At 38.5% G+C, this 20298-nt stretch carries 21 protein-coding genes and 1 pseudogene; 14 read left to right on the top strand and 8 right to left on the bottom strand.

Annotated elements, in window-relative coordinates; genetic code table 11:
- Nucleotides 1-31: 31 nt before the first annotated feature.
- Together D8M03_RS07985 and D8M03_RS07980 are read right to left on the bottom strand one after the other, a co-directional pair.
- The gene (locus D8M03_RS07985; RefSeq protein WP_121214241.1) at nt 32-4093 is read right to left on the bottom strand and encodes an alpha-helical endospore appendage domain-containing protein; all 4062 of its coding nucleotides are present in this window, start codon (nt 4091-4093) and stop codon (nt 32-34) included.
- 551 nt (nt 4094-4644) lie between these two features.
- A complete protein-coding gene (locus D8M03_RS07980; RefSeq protein WP_121214240.1) occupies nt 4645-4947 on the bottom strand; it encodes an alpha-helical endospore appendage domain-containing protein in 303 nt (100 codons plus the stop codon).
- Between the two features lie 306 nt (nt 4948-5253).
- Between D8M03_RS07980 and D8M03_RS07975 the strand changes: the two genes are divergently transcribed.
- The 7 genes from D8M03_RS07975 to D8M03_RS07945 all read left to right on the top strand — a co-directional run bounded on the left by D8M03_RS07975 (nt 5254) and on the right by D8M03_RS07945 (nt 11754).
- Nucleotides 5254-6111 carry a DUF72 domain-containing protein gene (locus D8M03_RS07975; protein WP_121214239.1) on the top strand — a complete coding sequence of 286 codons (858 nt, stop codon included), beginning with the start codon at nt 5254-5256 and terminating at the stop codon, nt 6109-6111.
- A complete protein-coding gene (locus tag D8M03_RS07970) occupies nt 6111-6938 on the top strand; it encodes a sulfite exporter TauE/SafE family protein (protein ID WP_121214238.1) in 828 nt (275 codons plus the stop codon). The genes D8M03_RS07975 and D8M03_RS07970 overlap by 1 nt, the downstream gene beginning before the upstream one ends.
- A gap of 14 nt (nt 6939-6952) precedes the next feature.
- Nucleotides 6953-8314, top strand: coding sequence for a bifunctional metallophosphatase/5'-nucleotidase (locus D8M03_RS07965; RefSeq protein WP_121214285.1), 1362 nt, complete (start codon nt 6953-6955; stop codon nt 8312-8314).
- 86 nt (nt 8315-8400) lie between these two features.
- A complete protein-coding gene (locus D8M03_RS07960; RefSeq protein WP_121214237.1) occupies nt 8401-9504 on the top strand; it encodes an HD-GYP domain-containing protein in 1104 nt (367 codons plus the stop codon).
- 68 nt (nt 9505-9572) lie between these two features.
- Nucleotides 9573-10325: a sporulation protein YunB gene (gene yunB / locus D8M03_RS07955; RefSeq protein ID WP_121214284.1), complete on the top strand. Its 753-nt coding sequence runs from the start codon at nt 9573-9575 to the stop codon at nt 10323-10325.
- Nucleotides 10326-10461: 136 nt separating this feature from the next.
- Nucleotides 10462-11379 (top strand): lipoyl synthase, encoded by a 918-nt coding sequence (gene lipA / locus D8M03_RS07950; protein WP_121214236.1) that lies wholly within the window; start codon nt 10462-10464, stop codon nt 11377-11379.
- A gap of 36 nt (nt 11380-11415) precedes the next feature.
- The gene (locus D8M03_RS07945; protein WP_121214235.1) at nt 11416-11754 is read left to right on the top strand and encodes a YutD family protein; all 339 of its coding nucleotides are present in this window, start codon (nt 11416-11418) and stop codon (nt 11752-11754) included.
- Nucleotides 11755-12140: 386 nt separating this feature from the next.
- Here D8M03_RS07945 and D8M03_RS07940 read toward each other — a convergent pair whose 3' ends face one another.
- Nucleotides 12141-12407 carry a DUF3055 domain-containing protein gene (locus tag D8M03_RS07940; protein WP_121214234.1) on the bottom strand — a complete coding sequence of 89 codons (267 nt, stop codon included), beginning with the start codon at nt 12405-12407 and terminating at the stop codon, nt 12141-12143.
- 93 nt (nt 12408-12500) lie between these two features.
- Between D8M03_RS07940 and D8M03_RS07935 the strand changes: the two genes are divergently transcribed.
- Nucleotides 12501-12950, top strand: a complete 450-nt coding sequence (locus D8M03_RS07935) for a DUF86 domain-containing protein (protein WP_121214233.1) — start codon at nt 12501-12503, stop codon at nt 12948-12950.
- Nucleotides 12950-13738: a TIGR01457 family HAD-type hydrolase gene (locus D8M03_RS07930; protein ID WP_121214232.1), complete on the top strand. Its 789-nt coding sequence runs from the start codon at nt 12950-12952 to the stop codon at nt 13736-13738. Before D8M03_RS07935 ends, D8M03_RS07930 begins: the two co-directional genes overlap by 1 nt.
- A gap of 17 nt (nt 13739-13755) precedes the next feature.
- Here D8M03_RS07930 and D8M03_RS07925 read toward each other — a convergent pair whose 3' ends face one another.
- The gene (locus D8M03_RS07925; RefSeq protein WP_121214231.1) at nt 13756-13992 is read right to left on the bottom strand and encodes a YuzB family protein; all 237 of its coding nucleotides are present in this window, start codon (nt 13990-13992) and stop codon (nt 13756-13758) included.
- 196 nt (nt 13993-14188) lie between these two features.
- Between D8M03_RS07925 and D8M03_RS07920 the strand changes: the two genes are divergently transcribed.
- Entirely contained in the window at nt 14189-15259 is a 1071-nt protein-coding gene (locus D8M03_RS07920) for an NAD(P)/FAD-dependent oxidoreductase (protein ID WP_121214230.1), read from the top strand.
- An 84-nt stretch (nt 15260-15343) separates the two neighbouring features.
- On the opposite strand, the gene D8M03_RS07915 is transcribed toward D8M03_RS07920, so the two are convergent.
- Nucleotides 15344-15673 (bottom strand): YuzD family protein, encoded by a 330-nt coding sequence (locus D8M03_RS07915; protein ID WP_121214229.1) that lies wholly within the window; start codon nt 15671-15673, stop codon nt 15344-15346.
- A gap of 83 nt (nt 15674-15756) precedes the next feature.
- Here D8M03_RS07915 and D8M03_RS07910 point away from each other — a divergent pair, with 83 nt between their 5' ends.
- Nucleotides 15757-15993 (top strand): NifU family protein, encoded by a 237-nt coding sequence (locus D8M03_RS07910; protein ID WP_036186915.1) that lies wholly within the window; start codon nt 15757-15759, stop codon nt 15991-15993.
- Between the two features lie 63 nt (nt 15994-16056).
- Here D8M03_RS07910 and D8M03_RS07905 read toward each other — a convergent pair whose 3' ends face one another.
- Nucleotides 16057-16761: a DUF2225 domain-containing protein gene (locus tag D8M03_RS07905; RefSeq protein WP_121214228.1), complete on the bottom strand. Its 705-nt coding sequence runs from the start codon at nt 16759-16761 to the stop codon at nt 16057-16059.
- A gap of 174 nt (nt 16762-16935) precedes the next feature.
- Between D8M03_RS07905 and D8M03_RS07900 the strand changes: the two genes are divergently transcribed.
- Nucleotides 16936-17310: a HesB/IscA family protein gene (locus D8M03_RS07900; RefSeq protein WP_121214227.1), complete on the top strand. Its 375-nt coding sequence runs from the start codon at nt 16936-16938 to the stop codon at nt 17308-17310.
- Nucleotides 17311-17358: 48 nt separating this feature from the next.
- On the opposite strand, the gene D8M03_RS07895 is transcribed toward D8M03_RS07900, so the two are convergent.
- Together D8M03_RS07895 and D8M03_RS07890 are read right to left on the bottom strand one after the other, a co-directional pair.
- A complete protein-coding gene (locus D8M03_RS07895; RefSeq protein ID WP_121214226.1) occupies nt 17359-17973 on the bottom strand; it encodes a phosphatase PAP2 family protein in 615 nt (204 codons plus the stop codon).
- 123 nt (nt 17974-18096) lie between these two features.
- A pseudogene (locus D8M03_RS07890) lies at nt 18097-19016 on the bottom strand (class I SAM-dependent methyltransferase).
- Nucleotides 19017-19238: 222 nt separating this feature from the next.
- Here D8M03_RS07890 and D8M03_RS07885 point away from each other — a divergent pair.
- Entirely contained in the window at nt 19239-19736 is a 498-nt protein-coding gene (locus tag D8M03_RS07885) for an NUDIX domain-containing protein (RefSeq protein ID WP_121214225.1), read from the top strand.
- A gap of 85 nt (nt 19737-19821) precedes the next feature.
- Entirely contained in the window at nt 19822-20151 is a 330-nt protein-coding gene (locus tag D8M03_RS07880; RefSeq protein ID WP_121214224.1) for a YuiB family protein, read from the top strand.
- Nucleotides 20152-20298: the final 147 nt, after the last annotated feature.

The raw sequence follows: 20298 nt of genomic DNA, 5'->3' as shown, positions 1-20298 counted from the left end.
TGAAGGTTAGTGCAAACAGGTCAATTTAGGATTATTCTGTAATTTGGTAAATTGACCAGTGGATAGGAGTTGATGGTCCACCTAAGTCAATGTTAACTGTTAATCCATCTGCTACATAGAATAATCCAATTTCGTCATTTTGATCTAACTCTACAACTCCGGATAATGTGACAGTTCCATTTCCAAGAATACCTCTGACATTGATTAAACCGATACCAAGAAGGTCTAATGATAGATTTAATACTGGGAATAATCCAAAAATTAAATCATCTGTCGTTGGCGTAGTTCTTCGAACAACGAATGCAGGTGTTGCCGCATTGATACCGATAGTTAATGCAACTAAAGTCTCGTAGGAGATTGTTGCAGATATTGCATATCTTCCTGTAGCTGGAACCGTATATACTCCAGTTGCAGGGTTAAAGTTTCCGCTGTTAAAGTATGGTGATGCAATAGACCAGCTACTAATTTGTGCATTGGCACTTACAGAAACAGCATTAGCAATTGCAGAGAAACCTTCTTCCATTAAATTCGGTCCAGTAGGTCCAGTAGGTCCAGTAGGCCCCGTAGGTCCAGTAGGCCCCGTAGGTCCAGTAGGCCCCGTAGGTCCAGTCGGTCCAGTAGGCCCTGTAGGTCCAGTCGGTCCAGTAGGTCCAGTCGGTCCAGTAGGTCCAGTAGGTCCAGTCGGCCCAGTAGGTCCAGTCGGCCCAGTCGGTCCAGTTGGCCCTGTTGGTCCAGTCGGCCCAGTAGGTCCAGTAGGTCCAGTCGGCCCAGTAGGTCCAGTCAGTCCAGTAGGTCCAGTCGGCCCAGTAGGTCCAGTCGGTCCAGTCGGCCCCGTAGGTCCAGTCGGTCCAGTAGGTCCAGTAGGTCCAGTAGGCCCAGTCGGTCCAGTAGGTCCAGTAGGTCCAGTCGGCCCCGTAGGTCCAGTAGGTCCAGTAGGTCCAGTAGGTCCAGTCGGTCCAGTAGGCCCAGTCGGTCCAGTAGGTCCAGTAGGCCCCGTAGGTCCAGTAGGTCCAGTAGGTCCAGTAGGTCCAGTAGGTCCAGTCGGTCCAGTAGGTCCAGTAGGCCCAGTCGGTCCAGTAGGTCCAGTAGGTCCAGTAGGTCCAGTAGGTCCAGTCGGTCCAGTCGGTCCAGTCGGTCCAGTAGGTCCAGTAGGCCCAGTAGGTCCAGTCGGTCCAGTAGGTCCAGTAGGTCCAGTAGGTCCAGTAGGCCCAGTAGGTCCAGTCGGTCCAGTCGGTCCAGTCGGCCCCGTAGGTCCAGTAGGTCCAGTTACTCCAGTAGGTCCAGTCGGCCCTGTAGGTCCAGTCGGCCCAGTAGGTCCAGTAGGTCCAGTTACTCCAGTAGGTCCAGTAGGTCCAGTAGGCCCTGTAGGTCCAGTAGGTCCAGTAGGTCCAGTAGGCCCAGTCGGTCCAGTCGGTCCAGTAGGTCCAGTAGGCCCAGTCGGTCCAGTCGGTCCAGTAGGTCCAGTAGGTCCAGTCGGTCCAGTAGGCCCCGTAGGTCCAGTAGGCCCTGTAGGTCCAGTAGGTCCCGTAGGTCCAGTCGGCCCCGTAGGTCCAGTAGGTCCAGTCGGCCCAGTAGGTCCAGTCAGTCCAGTAGGTCCAGTCGGTCCAGTCGGTCCAGTCGGTCCAGTAGGTCCAGTAGGTCCCGTAGGTCCAGTAGGCCCTGTAGGTCCAGTCGGTCCAGTCGGTCCAGTAGGTCCAGTCGGTCCAGTAGGCCCTGTAGGTCCAGTAGGCCCTGTAGGTCCAGTAGGTCCAGTCGGCCCAGTAGGTCCAGTAGGTCCAGTAGGCCCTGTAGGTCCAGTCGGTCCAGTAGGTCCAGTCGGCCCAGTAGGTCCAGTAGGTCCAGTAGGCCCTGTTGGTCCAGTCAGTCCAGTAGGTCCAGTAGGCCCAGTAGGTCCAGTAGGTCCAGTCGGCCCAGTAGGTCCAGTCGGTCCAGTCGGTCCAGTTACTCCAGTCGGTCCAGTCGGCCCAGTAGGTCCAGTCGGCCCAGTCGGTCCAGTAGGTCCAGTTACTCCAGTCGGTCCAGTAGGCCCTGTCGGTCCAGTAGGCCCTGTCGGTCCAGTAGGCCCTGTTGGTCCAGTAGGTCCAGTCGGTCCAGTCGGTCCAGTAGGTCCAGTCGGCCCAGTAGGTCCAGTCGGCCCAGTCGGTCCAGTAGGTCCAGTCGGCCCTGTCGGTCCAGTAGGCCCTGTCGGTCCAGTCGGCCCTGTTGGTCCAGTCGGTCCAGTCGGTCCAGTAGGTCCAGTAGGCCCAGTCGGTCCAGTAGGTCCAGTCGGTCCAGTAGGTCCAGTCGGTCCAGTAGGCCCCGTAGGTCCAGTAGGCCCTGTAGGTCCAGTAGGTCCCGTAGGTCCAGTCGGCCCAGTAGGTCCAGTAGGTCCAGTCGGCCCAGTAGGTCCAGTCAGTCCAGTAGGTCCAGTCGGCCCAGTAGGTCCCGTAGGTCCAGTCGGCCCAGTAGGTCCAGTAGGTCCAGTTACTCCAGTCGGTCCAGTAGGTCCAGTAGGCCCAGTCGGTCCAGTCGGTCCAGTAGGCCCAGTAGGTCCAGTAGGTCCAGTTACTCCAGTAGGTCCAGTAGGCCCTGTCGGTCCAGTAGGCCCTGTCGGTCCAGTCGGCCCCGTAGGTCCAGTAGGTCCAGTAGGTCCAGTAGGTCCAGTAGGCCCTGTAGGTCCAGTAGGTCCAGTAGGTCCAGTAGGCCCTGTAGGTCCAGTAGGTCCAGTCGGCCCCGTAGGTCCAGTAGGTCCAGTAGGTCCAGTAGGTCCAGTCGGCCCAGTCGGTCCAGTAGGTCCAGTAGGTCCAGTCGGTCCAGTAGGTCCAGTAGGCCCTGTAGGTCCAGTAGGTCCAGTAGGCCCAGTCGGTCCAGTCGGTCCAGTAGGTCCAGTCGGTCCAGTCGGTCCAGTAGGTCCAGTAGGCCCAGTAGGTCCCGTAGGTCCAGTCGGCCCAGTAGGTCCAGTAGGTCCAGTAGGTCCAGTAGGTCCAGTTACTCCAGTCGGTCCAGTAGGCCCTGTCGGTCCAGTCGGCCCTGTTGGTCCAGTAGGTCCAGTAGGTCCAGTAGGTCCAGTAGGTCCAGTAGGCCCTGTAGGTCCAGTAGGTCCAGTAGGTCCAGTAGGCCCAGTCGGTCCAGTCGGTCCAGTCGGTCCAGTAGGCCCAGTAGGCCCTGTCGGTCCAGTAGGCCCTGTTGGTCCAGTAGGCCCTGTAGGTCCAGTAGGTCCAGTAGGCCCAGTAGGTCCAGTCGGAACGTTAGTTAATTCAATATCTACAATTGCAGAGCCATCTGTAACTGTAATGTCTAAAGTTGTGGAATTAAATGTCAGAGTATCGCCTAAGCGCATCTCTGCAACGTCACCAGCGGGACCACTAACGAAGAATAATAATTGATTTGGATCAAATACTCCAGTAGGTCCAGTCGGTCCAGTCGGTCCTCTTGCTCCAGTCGGCCCAGTAGGTCCAGTCGGTCCAGTCGGTCCAGTAGGCCCAGTAGGTCCAGTAGGTCCAGTCGGTCCTCTTGCTCCAGTCGGTCCAGTCGGCCCAGTCGGTCCAGTAGGTCCAGTCGGTCCAGTCGGCCCAGTCGGCCCAGTAGGTCCAGTCGGCCCAGTCGGTCCAGTAGGTCCAGTAGGTCCAGTAGGTCCAGTAGGTCCAGTAGGTCCAGTCGGCCCAGTAGGTCCAGTCGGTCCAGTAGGTCCAGTAGGTCCAGTCGGTCCAGTAGGCCCTGTTGGTCCAGTAGGCCCTGTTGGTCCAGTCGGTCCAGTAGGCCCAGTCGGCCCAGTAGGTCCAGTCGGTCCAGTAGGTCCAGTCGGTCCAGTAACCCCATTATCAGTCAGTTGAACAACTTGCTTTAATTTATTATCTAGGAGTAATTCCTTTTTAATTGCCATTGCTAATGTATCCTGAACACTATCATTAACAGCTAAAATTTCTTCAAGTGTTGCTGGATTAGGCAGACCAGGAATTGTACCTAGCGAATACTGAATTTTTTCCCCCTCAGCATTAATAATGTGAGCAAGCCCTAACTCCTCCATAGCAATTGATGCTAAGAGTAGATTGATGACACTACTTCTACTGAGAGTAATGTTCGGGGTTATATTGGGTAAATTGGGTTGAGACATTCCATTACTCCTTTCTTAAAAATAAGAAACGCGTACCTCTATTTAACTCGTAACTAAACACTCATGTAGTAGAGTGAATTAGTTATAGAACTAAACAGCCGCTACGTGTTCTTTAGTAAGTTATTCAGATTAAAAAAAAGAGTATATATAGTAGCCTATTAATTTAATATTTTCTTTTAAAAAATAATGTAGGTACCAAAATTCAACGAATGTTGAAAATTTTCGGTACCTATAAGGTTTAGAGAAACCATAAAATGATCGAAAACATTGATGAAAACAAAGGATTTTAAGGAAAAAGGATCGTTATAGACATACGGAGGTTACAAAATTATTGGGTGTAAAATCTAGCCATAATAAACTGTGGAGATAATCAACATTATCTTTCAACTATAAAACTTGTATTAGTTCAAGGGTTTTGGATGCTTAATTGAGGTAAATAAGAAGGTTGGTCTATAAATCATTAATAGAGTTATAAAGTCATACATTATCTAAAACGTAGCCCTTCAATAAAGAATAGGTTTTTTTATAACTTAAATTTAACAAAGTGAAAATTAAGAGCCTGTAATTAAATCAATAACCTGTTTTAATTTATTGTCTAAAAGTAGTTCTTTTTTGATGACCATCGCAAGCATATCCTGAACACTGTCATTGACATCTAAAATTTGATCCAGTGTCGCTTCCGGTGATAGTCCTGGAATTGTTCCAATCGCGTATTGAATTTTTTCCCCTTCGGCATTAATAATATGAGCCAGCCCGATTTCCTCCATGGCAATGGATGCAAGTAATAAATTAATCGCATCGTCTCGATTAATGGAAATTTGCGGTGTAATATTCGGTACATTCGGTTGAGACAAACAATATCACCCTTTGAACATTATTGAACTCGTATGGCTAATTGATTAAACAAGAAAATACCAAATGGAAAAATGTGTAATCGATAGCAAACGCGCTCACTTGTAATGTATTCAAAAATAAAAAAAATGCCCTACATTCAGTTCATTTTTCAAAAATTAAATTGAATAAATTTCATTGATGTTATGAAAATAATAAAAAAGTTCGATTTATGTTACATGCATAAACGAACTTTTTAATTTTTTCGTTTATACTATTAATAAATGAAGATGAAGAATAATGAAATATTGTAAAATAGGTGAAATAATATGATAAAAATTGGACTTACCGGATGGGGAGATCATCCTTTGATTTATCGTCCAAATGCCGCCAAACAGGATCGATTATTTGATTATAGTGGTCATTTTCCGATAGTTGAGGTGGATACGTCCTTTTATGCGATACCTTCTGTTAAAAGTATAGAAAAATGGATAAATGAAACACCGAGTACATTTCAATTTATTGTAAAGGCTTATCAAGGAATGACAGGACATTTACGCGATGAGAATCCATATGAGACACGAAATGATATGTTCGAAGCATTTCGACAATGTGCACAAACGTTTCAGAAGGCAAACAAGTTAGCCATGGTCTTAGTTCAGTTTCCACCTTGGTTTGAATGTTCAGTGAAAAATGTTCAATATTTGCGATATATTAAACAACAATTACATGATTTTCCCATTGCGATCGAGTTTCGAAATCAGACATGGTATAGCAAGGATAGAAGACAAGCAACCTTGATTTTTTTAGAAGAACTTGGTTTTATTCATTCTGTATGTGATGAACCACAAGCAGGTGTTGGGTCAATTCCTTTTGTTCCTGTTGCTACCTCCAATAAGACGCTTGTACGAATTCATGGTAGAAATGTATTTGGATGGAGAAATTCAGGATCGACTGAAAATTGGAGAGAAGTTCGTTTTTTATACGATTATAACAATGAAGAACTTTATGAATTAGCTGCAAATATTAAAGAATTGGAAACACAGTGTGAGGAAGTGTATGTTCTTTTTAATAACAACTCAGGACATCACGCAGCCAAAAACGCTAAACGATTACAAGAAATTTTGGATTTAGATTTTGAAGGCCTTTCTCCAAAGCAATTAGATTTTTTTGAAGGGGAATTTTAATGGAACTACTATTATTAGCAATTATTGCATTATGTTCAGGGATCGTTGGGGCTTTGGTTGGCCTTGGAGGCGGCGTAATATTAATACCAGCAACATTATTTTTTGGTTTAGAAATAGGATTATTTCCGGATATTACACCTCAAAGAGTTGTGGGATTATCTGTGGTGATGATGATTTTTACAGGATTAGCATCAACGCTTTCTTATGTAAAAACTAAACAAATTGATTTTAAAAGTGGATTTATCTTTTTTATAGGTAGTATCCCAGGAGCAATGTTAGGTGCATATTTAAATAAAAACTTGGATTTACCTTCTTTTAATTTATACTTTGGTATTTTATTAATTGTTTTATCAACGTTATTACTTGTACGAGATCGATTAAAACCGATTCATTGGTTTGTGAATCATGGGATGAAAAGACATTTTATCGATAAAAATGGTATTGAGCATGAATATGGTTATCCAATTTGGTTTGGAATTATCTTCACCTTCTTTGTTGGGATAATTTCAGGGGTATTTGGCATTGGGGGAGGATCATTAATAGTTCCAGCAATGGTATTATTATTTTTATTCCCACCTCACGTAGCGGTGGCAACATCGATGTTCCTAGTATTTTTAACATCCCTCGTTAACTCTGCAAGTCATATCTATTTAGGGAATGTACCATGGGGTTATACAATACCAGTGATCATTGGTGCTTATGTGGGTGCAAAATTAGGTGCTGCATTAAATAAACGATTGAATTCAAAAACAGTTGTTATTTTATTACAAGTTGTTATGTTTTTAATGGGTGTAAGATCTATTTTAGAAGGATTATTTAATAAGTGAGAGATGGTGTGAAAATGCTTGAGAACATCCATATTTTTCATACAAATGATATACATAGCCATTTTGAGTACTGGGTTCGTATGCAACACTTTATTAAAGAACAACGGGTACAGTATGCAAAATTAGGTGAACCAAGTTTCCTTTTTGATATTGGTGATCACCTAGATCGATCAAATATTTATACAGAAGCTACAGTTGGAAAAGGCAATGTAAAATTATTAAATGAAGCACAATATGATGTGGTAACAATCGGTAATAATGAAGGGATTACCTTGTCTTTTGATGATTTATATAACCTATACAATGATGCTGACTTTGATGTAGTCGTGGCCAATTTAAAACCAATTGAGGGAGAACAACCGAAATGGTTAAAGCCATATACGATTTTACAAACAAAGTATGGTACAAAAATTGGGGTTGTTGGGGCAACTGCTATTTTTGAAGCATTTTATAAAGCATTGAATTGGCATGTGGTTGATCCGAAAGAGAAAATTATTGAAGTAGTAAATGAAATAAAAGATGAAGTAGATATAATCCTTTGTTTGTCCCATTTAGGCATCACAGAAGATGAACTATTAGCAAATCTTTGCCCTTCTATCGATGTTATCTTTGGAGCGCATACCCATCATTTATTCGAGCAAGGGAAAGTCATTAATAATGTATTATTAACAGGTTGTGGAAAATTTGGTTTATATACAGGGCATTTATCATTACAATTTGATCATACCACTCGGAAAGTGATTCAAAAAAAAGAAATTGCTATAGAAAATGCGATGCTTCCTGAAGTCAATGGAGAAGGAGACCTTATCACGAAGCTTGCTGAGCAAGGTAAGCAATTATTAAAAACACCTGTTTTTGAAACGACGAAATTTTATAATAAAGAATGGTTCCACTATTCAGCACTATCGAAGCTTTTTGCAGAGGCGATGTTAGATTTTACACAAGCAGATTGTACAATGTTTAATGCGGGAATCTTTTTAGACCATTTGAAAAAAGGGACCATTACGAACTATGATATCCATAGAATTTTACCTCACCCAATTAATGTGTGTGTGATTGAGCTGTCGGGAAATGAACTAAAAGAAGTCTACTTACAAGCACAAAATGAGGAATGGCCACTATTAGAGTTAAAGGGGCTTGGCTTTAGAGGGACAATTTTTGGAAAAATGCTCACATATCAATTTAAAATGAATGAAAATCGTGAATTGATGATAAATGGTAAAATAGCCGATTTAAATCAGCAATATAAACTTGCAACTTTAGATATGTTTACATTTGGTTACTTTTTCCCGAACTTTAAATATGCAAAAAAACATTACTATTTACCAATGTTTTTACGGGATATACTGGTAGGATTTGTTAAAAATAAGATGTAATCGTCATGAATTGATGAAATTAATAATAAATTTTAACGTTGCTTTAATTTTACTCTTAATAGAGATAGAAACGAGGGAAAAAGCCAATGCGTCTTATATCCATCAATGTGCTTACAACAGGTATGGTTATTGGTAGAACAATTTGGAATGAAGCAGGGCATCCTCTATTACAGAAAAATGTCGTTGTGTCAGATAGTATTATTGAACGACTAAAACAACTTGGTATTCAATATTTATACATTGAGGATGAAATTTCAAATGGAATAGAGATTGAGGAAACTGTCTCACATGCAAAGAGAATGAAAGCTGTAAAACAAATTACAGAATCATTCGATAAAGTAAAAGGACTCAATAGTTATTCAGCATCAATAATTTTAGATCAGCAATCCAAAGTTATTGGAAACCTTGTAGATGATTTATTAAATAGTGTAACAAAAGATGAAGACTTATTAACAATCTTAACAGATACACTTATTTACGATGAATATATTTATCAACATTCTTTTCAAGTAACGCTATATTCTTTAGCGATTGCCAAGGAACTAGGCTATACTTATGGGGATTTAAAAACAATCGGGATGGGCGCATTGTTACATGATGTTGGCAAAATGGCTATCCCAACTGAAATTTTATTAAAGCCTAGTAAACTAACTGATGAAGAATATGAAACAATGAAAAAGCACGCACGATTCGGTTTTGATATTTTACGAAATTTACATACAGTATCTTTACTCGTTGCCCATTGCGCGTTTCAGCATCATGAGCGACTAGACGGAAGTGGATACCCTAGAGGACTAGTAAATGATGAAATACATCCATATGCTAAAATTATCGCTGTTGCGGATGTATTCGATGCAGTCACATCAAATCGAGTATATCGAAAGAAAATGTTACCACACCAAGGGATTAAAATAATTGATTCAGCAAATGGAACATTGTTTGATTCGCGGGTGGTAGAAGCATTAAAACGGTGTATTGTTCATTACCCAAATGGTACGATTGTATTACTGTCTGATGGTAGACGAGGCGTTGTGGCAAAACAAAACTCTGAAAACTCTGCATTACCACATGTGCGGATTTTTGAAGAGAATAATAAGTTATTAAAATCAACGTATTTAATTAGTTTAGCTGTAGAGACTAATGTTTTCATAGAAAAAGTAGAGACAGATTATATTGTGAATATCGAATAGAAATCTCCCCCTGTTCATAAAGTGGAGCAGGGGGAGATGTTTTGTTTTCTCGTCAACCAAGAAGAAGGATGAAGTTTTATTACACAAAACGGCGAAGAAAGGCCAACCGGTTTGCACTTTTTATCATTAGTTTCGTCGTGGCGGTCATTATATTTTTATATACATTAAATGCCCGTTTAATGCCGACATATTTACAATATGCAGAAGTACAGACATTTAAAATTGCATCACACGTAGTAAGTAAAGCAATTAATGCTAGAACGTCTACTGTTTTAGACGTCAATGAAATTATTGAAGATTTACCGTCTGAGTCTGATTATATGCTTACAACCCGTTTCAATACGGAAATTATTAATAAAGTTCGGGCAGAAACTGTTACTCTTGTGAAAGAGCATTTACAACTTGCTGAACAAGGGGATTTAACGCAATTACCAGATTTAGAAAATGTAGAATATGATATAAGTGAAATTCAAAAAGGTGATGGGATTGTATTTTTCGTACCCATTGCCCAAGCTTTGAATTTACCTTTATTGGGTAATTTAGGTCCTAGAGTGCCCATACGTTTTCATATTATTGGAAATGTAGCAAGTGATGTAGCAACATCCTTTAAAGAGTTTGGAATTAATAATGCATTAGTAGAAGTAAATATCCATATTAAAGTGAATGTCCAAATAATAATTCCTTTTGCTAGTAAGCAATCGTCTGTTGAACAAACGATTCCTGTAGCAATCGGATTAGTTCGAGGTCAAGTACCGCATATTTATACAAACGGTGGAGATGGAGCCCAGCCATCGATAGAGGTACCAGTTCCACTAGAATAAGTAATCAAATAAAGAAAGTTAGTTGTTTTCATTTGTAGGAATATGTTACATTGACATCAGTAAAGTTATATTTTTGTACTACTTATGAAAATATTAATCACGAGTTTTTCGAATAAATGATTGGGGCTGAATGAGTATGACTAGTAAACCTACAAATGAAAAAGAAATCTTACGAAAACCCGAATGGTTAAAAATAAAATTAAATACAAACGATGAATATAAAGGTTTAAAAAAATTAATGCGTGAAAAAAACTTGCATACAGTATGTGAGGAAGCAAGATGTCCAAATATTCATGAATGTTGGGGCGAAAGAAGAACTGCTACAATGATGATTCTTGGTGCAGTTTGTACACGCGCATGTCGTTTTTGTGCAGTAAAAACAGGCTTGCCAAATGAATTAGATTTAGCTGAACCAGAACGAGTAGCAGAATCTGTTGAGATCATGAATTTAAAACACGTTGTTATTACAATGGTAGCACGTGATGATTTAAAAGACGGTGGAGCTGGAGTATTAGCAGAAACGGTTAAAGCGATTCGTCGTCGATCTCCTCAAACATCTATTGAAGTACTACCATCGGATTTAGGTGGAGTAGAGGAAAATTTAAAAATGTTAATGGATGCAAAACCAGATATTTTAAACCATAATATCGAAACGGTTCGTCGCTTAACACCAAGAGTTCGAGCTCGAGCAAAATATGACCGTTCATTAGAATTTTTAAGACGTGCAAAAGAAATGCAACCAGAAATCCCTACAAAATCTTCATTAATGATTGGATTAGGTGAGGAATGGGATGAAATCTTAGAAGTAATGGACGATTTGCGTGCAAACAACGTAGATATTATGACAATAGGCCAATATTTACAGCCAACAAAGAAACATTTACCAGTAAAAAAATATTACTCTCCTTTAGAATTTGGCAAACTACGTAAGATTGCAATGAGTAAAGGGTTTAAACATTGTGAAGCTGGCCCACTTGTACGTAGTAGTTATCATGCGGATGAACAAGTAAATGAAGCAACAAAAACAAGACAGCTTGAAGCAGAGATGAAATAATGGAATAGGTTTGATGTAGATTGGGGGAATTTTTCCATGATAATTGCGGAGGGGTATGCATACGAAATTGTTGAAAACGTCCGAGATGGTTTTCAAGAGGAAGCATTTATCGCACGATTCTCCGATATTTTAACGAAATATGACTATATCGTTGGGGATTGGGGTTATGGTCAGCTCCGTTTAAAAGGGTTTTTCGACGATAGAAATCAAAAAGCAACGTTTGATACGAAAATAAGTACTTTTGAAGACTATTTGTTTGAATACTGTAATTTTGGCTGTGCTTATTTTATCGTTAAGAAAATCGGGAAGGCTCCAAAACAAGTGGAAGCGACAGCAAGTGTTGAGGAAAGTACAATAGAAGTAGAGCAGAATTAAAGTAAAATGAGCTTGGGACAAAAGTGGTTTTCAAAAGATATAGTAAATTATTAGTGTTGAAAATCTACTTTTCAGAAAAAAGTTGATTGGAATGTAGTGTGGCAGAGTGTAGCTGGGGGCATTCGCCTTTCGCTACAGAGCACAGCTTCCTGCGGGAATAGCAAATTTATTTGCGACGAAAGCGTAAGCGACAGGAGCACTGAGCCGAAAATCCATTTTTGCCGGCCAAAGTCGGCAAAAATTAGTTGAGGCCATGCCCGCGGAAAGCGTCCACACGGAATGGAAATCAACGTCCTTCGTATCAAAAAACCACCATTCAATTATGGAAATGGTGGTTTTTTGGTTTGTAACAGCTCGTTTTTTTTCTTATCTATAATTCGGTGAACTTACCCCAACAACTCAGTTAAATACTCTCTTAGATCTGTTGCTTCTTCTTCTGTTTTATTAAATACATATTCTAAATAACCAGGTTCTTCTAAATCATCTGGTCCAATAATCGCAAAGCGACCAAATTGCATATCTAAGACTAGTACTTTACCAAAAAAACGTGTTGATTGCATAATTGCTAAATCATAGCGCAAGTGATTACCAGTAAAACTTACGAATCTCGTTTTTGTATCTTCTATATCATCGTATAAGAAAAAACGTTCCATTTTGTTTTGTTCTCCTTCCAATTCCTCATAATATGTTACTATAGATAGGAAACGACTATCAACCTTTTTAGATTTGAATGGAGGATCTTAAGCATGTACTTTGTAGATCGAAATAAAATTACGGTTACATTAAAACACTTAGAAGAACTACTAACAATTTTTGAAGGTGATCATAATTGGTTAGCAGATGAAATTTCAAATTTAGCTTTACAACGCATTGGACATAATGTAATTGAAGCAATGATGGATGTAGGGAATTTAATTATTGACGGTTTCATCATGCGTGATCCAGGTAGTTATGATGATATTATAGATATCTTAATCGATGAAAAAGTAATCGAAGCAGAAATGGAAAAACCAATGAAAGATGTAGTTGGTTTACGTAAAATGCTAGTTCGAGAATTTGTGCAAGTAAACAATGAAGAAGTGTTACAAGTACTTACAAATAGTCTTCCTACGATTAAAAAGTTCCCAGACCTTGTAAGAAATTATTTAGAAAATGAGTTAGGACCAGTATCTGCCTTTTTACCGGAGAATGACTAATGAATCAATATAGGGCATACTGTTTTGATTTAGATGGAACGGTATATCGAGGAACTGAAGGAATCGAGTCAGCCATTCGATTCATCCAGGAACTACAACATAACAATATAGACTATTTTTTAGTAACAAATAACTCTTCTAAAACACCTAGCCAGTTGCAAAAGGCATTGGATAAATTTGGTCTTGATGTGCCAGAAGAAAGAATTTATTCAAGCGCATTAGCTACAGCTAAGTATGTCAAACAACATTATCATGATGCGAAAATTCATGTGATTGGTTCCGATGGGTTATTTCATGCAATGAAAGAAGAGGGATTTGAAATCAATGTAGAAGAATTAAATCCTGAAGTAGTTGTCATGGGAATCGATCGCACAATTGACTATATGAAATTATCGAAAGCTGCTGTTGCTGTACAAAATGGAGCCCAATTAATTGGGACTAATGAGGATATGAAATTTCCTTCTGAGATGGGATTCTTACCGGGAAATGGTTCTTTTGTTCGTCTAGTTGCAAATGTTGCTTCAGTAGAACCAGTGTTTATCGGGAAACCATCACCTGTTATGTTGCAAGTTATTCAGGACGAGTATGGTTATCGTAAAGATGAAATGGTGATGATTGGTGACAATTATGACACAGATATTCTTTGTGGTATTCGCTTTGGATGCGACACCATTCATGTAAATACTGGAGTAACGAGTACTGACCAGGTTTTAAAAAAGGAACTTCAACCTACATATTGTGTTGAAAATTTAGATGATTTAATATTAAAAATCCGCGCACAAAATTGATTGTGCACGGATTTTTTTTAGAAAAGTGGGTTATCCTCAATATATTGATAAATCTTTTTTGTAAGCTCTTCTGGCGTGTCAGCTTCGACAACATCACCATTTACAAGAGCGTATAAAGAGCGATCACATGTTGTACAGTAACTTAAGCAACCATATTCTAAAACATCAATGTTTGGATCTTTTTCTAAGATTTCATAAGTTTCTTGTGCACCATTCGCTAGACTACTAATGCAAAATTCAACTAATGGATTCACGCTTGGTCACCTCACTAAATGACATGCTACTAGCTTTTTGTTAATTCGTCAACGAATAGAATATTTTTGTGAAATTATTCACAAAAAAATAAGAAAAGATATTGTGAAAAGTATCACAATAAGATATACTCTTTATGTATAAATTGTGAACGATTTTGCGACAGGCAAAGTTGATTAGAATGTAGGGGAGTATTTTATGAGAAAACTAGTATTACTAGGTGGCGGTTATGGGAATATGCGAGTATTACTTCGTTTATTGCCTAATAACTTTCCAGAAGACACTGTTATCACATTAGTGGATCGAACGCCTTTCCACAGTTTAAAAACAGAATTTTATGCATTAGCAGCGGGCACATCTACTGATAAAGAAATTAGAGTAAGTTTCCCAGAACATCCAAGATTAAAAACAGTTTATGGTGAAATTACAAAAGTTGATTTAAAAGAAAAAACTGTTATTTTAGAGGACGGGCAAGTTGTACCTTATGATGATTTAGTAATTGGTTTAGGCTGTGAAGATAATTATCATGGTGTTCCAGGTGCTGAAGAGAATACTTATAGCATTCAAACAATTGCAAAATCACGTACAACATTTGAAAAGTTATGTGGTTTACCACCAGGATCAACAGTTGGGATTGTTGGAGCTGGATTAAGTGGTATCGAACTTGCAAGTGAATTACGTGAAAGTCGTAAAGATTTAAAAATTAAATTGTTTGACCGCTCTAATCGTATTTTACGTGATTTCCCTGAGAAACTAAGTAATTATGTTAAAGAATGGTTTATTAAACATGATGTTGAAGTAATTGCAAACTCAAATATTACAAAAGTTGAAGCAACTCAACTTTATAATCATGATGAAGTAATTGATGTAGATGCAATTGTTTGGACAGCAGGTGTTCAACCTGTAAAAATTGTTCGTGAAATGGATGCAGAAAAAGATAGAAGAGGACGTCCTCTTGTGAATCAATATTTCCAACTAACTGCTGATGAACATGTTTATGTGATTGGGGATTGTGCATCTTCTGACTTACCAGCAAGTGCACAATTAGCCGAGGAACAAGCAGAACGTGTAGTAAAAGTATTAAGACATCGTTGGAATAATGAACCACTACCAGAAAAAATGCCTGAAATTAAATTAAAAGGCTTTATGGGTTCATTAGGTAAAAAACAAGGCTTTGTTTACTTAGCAGATACAACAGTTACAGGGCGTATTGCACGTTTAATGAAATCAGGATTACTTTGGATGTATAAACGCCAAAATGAACACTAATTGGCTGTAATAAAGAACGTTTTTTGCAACAAAATATAAAAAGCAGCATCTAAAAAATGATGCTGCTTTTTCAATGATTAACTATTATTCACTTGGTTGAAAACCTAATTTTTCTAATGTGGAGAAGATCGGTTGAATTTGAATATACCCTTCACCAACCACTTCATCATTAATTAGTACAAGAGGATAGAAAAATTCATCGTTTTGAATTCGTTCTGCCCATTCTTTGTCTCGTTCGTTTTCGGATGGTTGCTCGATATCCACGTAACGAATTGTGAATGGTTGGTTTGGATATTTACGGCTAATAGCTGCTTGTAACCATTCGTATGTATCTTTTGATGATGGTGCATTGACACAGCTTGCACAAATGATATCCGCTCCAAAAACTTCTATTATGGTATTATTTTCATTCATAGATTAACAACCTTTCATAACGGAATGATGGATTTTTTCGTTTCTTCACATTATAATAATTTTAATGAAAGGAGTCGAGAGAAATGACAGAATTAGAACAAAAACAACAAGTGCAAGAAGTTTTAGATAAATTACGCCCATTCCTACTTCGCGATGGTGGGGACTGTGAGTTAGTGGATGTTGAAGACGGTATCGTTCGCTTACGTCTATTAGGTGCATGTGGAAGCTGCCCAAGTTCTACAATTACATTAAAAGCTGGTATCGAGCGTGCATTATTAGAAGAAGTACCAGGTATTATTGAAGTTGAACAAGTATTCTAATTTATAGAATAATAAGGAGGCTGTGCAGAAATTTTTCTGCACAGCCTTTTCAATACAATCATTTTACTTCGATGCAATTTCACGTGATATTTCACGATCTTTTTTCACAATTTGCCATTGTTCTTTGGCCATATCAACAAGTTTTGCTTCTCCACCAGTACGTTGGCTTTCGATTACTTTTGAGAAGAAACGGGTAGAAGTATCCAAATCATTAATTCTTCGAGAAAGTTCTGCAATCATATACATAACACGAACTCCGGACATCTGGGTACTCGCATAATCTTCCGTAGAAAAAGAAGTTAAATATTGATCTCTTGCCATTTTCATAAATCGTTGTTCTTGTCCTTCATTTTTCAAGGAACGATATAACCAAGCGATACGCAGTGCAAGTCCAGCTACTGTAACGGATTTTTCTTTCTTATATACTCCGCAAATGTAAGCCAATTTATAAGCTTCGAGGGCTTGAAAGATTGTTCGTTCAGCGCCGAAGTTACGTGATATCCACTTATTTGTAATTTCTTCTTGGATTGTTTCACGTACGCCAGGTGCAAAATATTTTGTAAAGTCTTCGGTAAATGAAAAGCCGCAATGTTCACAGACAAAAACATTATAATATAATGCGTTAACAGCAGACTCAGCATACGTTGGGCAAAAATCAGTATCCGTATGTTCAACTTTTATGGCTTTTGTACGAATTTTTAACGTTGGAAATGTCTTTTTACAATAAATACAATCAATTTTCTTTTCATAAAATGGGGATACTTCCATAGTATCATACCTCTCTAGGTAATTTGGTTTACTCCGATTATAACAGTATTTTGTGAAAAAATGTAATTTAAGTTATCATTACCGTAAAAAGTTAAATGACTCGATACAAGCCGAAAACTTTACCTTTAGAAATCTGCTTGATATCATATAATAAGAAGAAGGAAGGTGAATGGGATGACAAGTGAGAAAAAGGTAATTGAATTAACAGAAGCTGCTGCTTTTCGTGTAAAAGAAATGCAACAACACAATGAAGAAGATGGTGCTTTTTTACGTGTTGCAGTGCATGGTGGTGGCTGTAGTGGGCTTTCTTATGGTATGAATTTTGATCGTAACCAAAACGAAGATGATTTTTCTGATGAACAGCATGGAATTAAAATTCTTGTTTCCCGTGAAGATGCACCAATTTTAATGGGAACAAAAATTGACTATAAGCAATCACTAATGGGCGGAGGTTTCACCATCGACAATCCAAACGCCATCGCATCATGTGGTTGTGGAACGTCCTTTAGAACGGCTAAAGTAGAAGGTACGCCTGAAGTTTGTGAGTAGGGTAGATTTTTATCAAAATATAAAAAACGCATTGAGAATATCAAGCACTCAATGCGTTTTCTTGTTCACTTTTTTACGATTTCTTGTTTCGTACCACCAAACACAAAGCATAAACCAGCTATAGCCAAGCATCCATCCTGCTAAAACATCCGATGCATAATGTCGTCCTTCTGTAATACGTGATGTACCAATTAAAAGTAATAAAATAATAGCAATGCCCCAGATGAATTGGGAAGCTTTTTTCGAGATAACCATTTTAGAAATGACATAAGCTATTGTTAATAAATACAACAATCCATGTACTGCATGGCCAGAGGGAAAGCTATAGGTTGAAAATTGATCTGGAATCTCCGGACGAGGTCGTTCGATTAAATGTTTTAAAAATTGATATAATCCATAGCCTAAACCAACCGTTAGAAAAACAAAAAGCATTAATTTTAAATCTTTTAATCGGACCCCAATGAAAATTAATAAAATCAAAGAAATAAAGAATATTACTTTTGTTTCGCCTAAATAATGAAACAGTGTTATAAAGTCAAGTCCGTATAATAAATTCGAAGCGTTTTTATCGAATGCTTCTATCACGGATGTATCATAGGTAAGCCATAATATACAAAATCCAATGAATGTGATGATTGCGATTATATAGGGCCATTTGTCCATGTTTACTCCTCAAGATTAATTCTATTGTAGAACGTTTCTTCAAAATTATTATTAGAATAGCGTGATAAGATTATGTATTAATAAATTAGAGTAGCGGCCTACATTCGTAGACCGCAAAGAACTTCAATATTTTTTCACAGCATGAAGAAAGTGAATCGTTTCAAATGCACTCAAATAATCTAAACGGTTTTTAAAGTATTGTTCATGAATAAGGGATGGCGATAAATGTTCGTAAATAAGTAGTCCGCAGCCTTCAAGAAATTGTTCTATTTCTTTATAAGTAAAGCAGGATTTCATTGGTTCTCCATTAATAGCTGCGATTTGGACCATACTCTGGACACGATTATATAATCCATTTATCTTAAACATTTCATTATCTCCATAATCCATTACAATTGAGCTACCTGGTGGAACGATGCTAAATAATTCTTTCAACATTTCGGCTAGTTCATCTTTCGTTAAATAATAGGATACACCTAGTAAACTAAAGAATGTTTTTTCCCTGTTAAAAATCCACAGTCTAGTAAACTTTGCGTATCGAAGCGTTTTGTGAAATCCATCGAAACAAAATGTAGGTTGTCTGGGACTGTGTAATTAGCATTTTCTATTCGAGTCTGTTTAAATTGTTGCGTTGCCGGATGATCGATCTCAAATATTTGTAGATGCTTATTTAATTCTGGGTGTCTTAAACCAAAAGTGTCTAAGCCTGCACCTAAAATAACATATTGTTCTACACCAAGTGTCAGTTCGTGTAAAAGTACATTATCACAATAGGCAGAGCGTGATAGGGTCGTTGGTGATAGTTGAACTTGGGTAAACCATTTTATTAATTCGGCTGGTTGTCTCTCGTACTTAGATGCGATATCTGGATTTAGTAAATGGACAGCCTTTATCAGGTTGTCACTAATTTCTCTAAATTCCTTGTCTGTAATTAAATCTATCGCTACTGAATCTTCATATATTTTCGGTGTATCATTTAGAAAGTGGTATGCTCGACCAAAAGCAGTCATTAAAGAAGTGATGCTAGATTGGTTGTGATCCAATGTATAAGTCCTCCAAAACAAAAAAAAGATTCCCTGGCCAGGAGAATCTTATTATATACTCTGATTTTAATATTGTAAAATATAGCATAAATAACTTTTTTTGTCAATTATTTTCACTCGTAATCTAAAAGGAATACGGATGGAGGATAATTTCCTGTAAAATAATCCATATGTAATTAATTTTTGAAATGGAAGAATAAGACATAGACTAGGAGGTATGAAATGAATAAAGATAGAGGAAAAGTGTGGCTTGGGGTTGCAGGCGTAGTTGTTAATCGTGAAGGAAAATGGCTTGTAGTAAACAAGACATATGGCGGATTAAAAGGAGTTTGGTCATTGCCAGCGGGTTTTGTCAATGTAGGAGAGACTGCAGATGAAGCAGTTGTTCGTGAAATCAAAGAAGAAACAGGGATTGATGTTGAAGTAACTGGATTAATTGGTTTACGGACAGGTGTTATTCGCAATGAAATCAGTGATAATATGGCAATTTTTTGTTGTAAGCAACAAGATGAACATCAACCGATTATTATACAAGAAGAGGAATTGTTTGATGCAAAGTGGATTACACTGGAAGAGATTGTGAATGAGATGAATGTTTCCGTCATGCTAAAAGAAATGGCTAGCCAAGAATTAATTTCTCATCAACTAAGTAAGGTGGAGGGAATAAATCCAGGAGATGTTTTTGAATATTCATCCTATAAACTTTTCTTCCATCGATAAGTGTCGAGAATTCCTAAATCCGTCATTTGAAACCTCCTACTATATCATGTAAACTAATGAGAGATAAATGGAGGTTATACATAAAATGGGTGGATCAGTTTCATTAGTGCAATTAATCATATCAATCGTTCTTTTCTTTGTTATGTTTTTTGGAATCGGTTTCTTACTAAACATGTTACTTCGAATGACATGGTTAATGGCAATAATTTATCCGGTTGTTGTGGTATTTATTATTGATGAAGTTAGCTTTTTAGATTATTTTTTTAAGGCTGGAACAGCATTTCCTGCATTACTAGATAAATTAGCTGCTCTAAAAGTAGTTGATATATCAATCTTAACAGGTGGTTTTGCAGGAGCGATTGTAGCTGGTATTGTCATGATCTACTTAAGAAAAGCTGGCTATCGAATGTTTTAATAAAGGAGGCGTCTGAAAAGTCATTTTGATATTATCCCCTTTAAGTAGACAATGTAAAAAAGGCTACGGTAATCTGTAGCTAACAGTCTATTTAGAGGGGATTTTTCTATGTCCAGAAAAAACAATACTTATTCAAATGATTTCAAA

The organism is Ureibacillus endophyticus (assembly GCF_003628435.1).
Taxonomy (GTDB): Bacteria; Bacillota; Bacilli; order Bacillales_A; family Planococcaceae; genus Ureibacillus; species Ureibacillus endophyticus.
Note: the sequence above shows the minus strand (reverse complement) of the source record. Positions and strands in the feature narration are given on the sequence as shown.

Bases quoted from the DNA above. Each gene is read 5' to 3' on its own strand.
- D8M03_RS07985 (WP_121214241.1), bottom strand. From the start codon at position 4,093: ATGTCTCAACCCAATTTACCCAATATAACCCCGAACATTACTCTCAGT.
- D8M03_RS07975 (WP_121214239.1), top strand. From the start codon at position 5,254: ATGATAAAAATTGGACTTACCGGATGGGGAGATCATCCTTTGATTTAT.
- D8M03_RS07970 (WP_121214238.1), top strand. From the start codon at position 6,111: ATGGAACTACTATTATTAGCAATTATTGCATTATGTTCAGGGATCGTT.
- D8M03_RS07965 (WP_121214285.1), top strand. From the start codon at position 6,953: ATGCTTGAGAACATCCATATTTTTCATACAAATGATATACATAGCCAT.
- D8M03_RS07960 (WP_121214237.1), top strand. From the start codon at position 8,401: ATGCGTCTTATATCCATCAATGTGCTTACAACAGGTATGGTTATTGGT.
- yunB (WP_121214284.1), top strand. From the start codon at position 9,573: ATGAAGTTTTATTACACAAAACGGCGAAGAAAGGCCAACCGGTTTGCA.
- lipA (WP_121214236.1), top strand. From the start codon at position 10,462: ATGACTAGTAAACCTACAAATGAAAAAGAAATCTTACGAAAACCCGAA.
- D8M03_RS07945 (WP_121214235.1), top strand. From the start codon at position 11,416: ATGATAATTGCGGAGGGGTATGCATACGAAATTGTTGAAAACGTCCGA.
- D8M03_RS07940 (WP_121214234.1), bottom strand. From the start codon at position 12,407: ATGGAACGTTTTTTCTTATACGATGATATAGAAGATACAAAAACGAGA.
- D8M03_RS07935 (WP_121214233.1), top strand. From the start codon at position 12,501: ATGTACTTTGTAGATCGAAATAAAATTACGGTTACATTAAAACACTTA.
- D8M03_RS07930 (WP_121214232.1), top strand. From the start codon at position 12,950: ATGAATCAATATAGGGCATACTGTTTTGATTTAGATGGAACGGTATAT.
- D8M03_RS07920 (WP_121214230.1), top strand. From the start codon at position 14,189: ATGAGAAAACTAGTATTACTAGGTGGCGGTTATGGGAATATGCGAGTA.
- D8M03_RS07915 (WP_121214229.1), bottom strand. From the start codon at position 15,673: ATGAATGAAAATAATACCATAATAGAAGTTTTTGGAGCGGATATCATT.
- D8M03_RS07910 (WP_036186915.1), top strand. From the start codon at position 15,757: ATGACAGAATTAGAACAAAAACAACAAGTGCAAGAAGTTTTAGATAAA.
- D8M03_RS07905 (WP_121214228.1), bottom strand. From the start codon at position 16,761: ATGGAAGTATCCCCATTTTATGAAAAGAAAATTGATTGTATTTATTGT.
- D8M03_RS07900 (WP_121214227.1), top strand. From the start codon at position 16,936: ATGACAAGTGAGAAAAAGGTAATTGAATTAACAGAAGCTGCTGCTTTT.
- D8M03_RS07895 (WP_121214226.1), bottom strand. From the start codon at position 17,973: ATGGACAAATGGCCCTATATAATCGCAATCATCACATTCATTGGATTT.
- D8M03_RS07885 (WP_121214225.1), top strand. From the start codon at position 19,239: ATGAATAAAGATAGAGGAAAAGTGTGGCTTGGGGTTGCAGGCGTAGTT.
- D8M03_RS07880 (WP_121214224.1), top strand. From the start codon at position 19,822: ATGGGTGGATCAGTTTCATTAGTGCAATTAATCATATCAATCGTTCTT.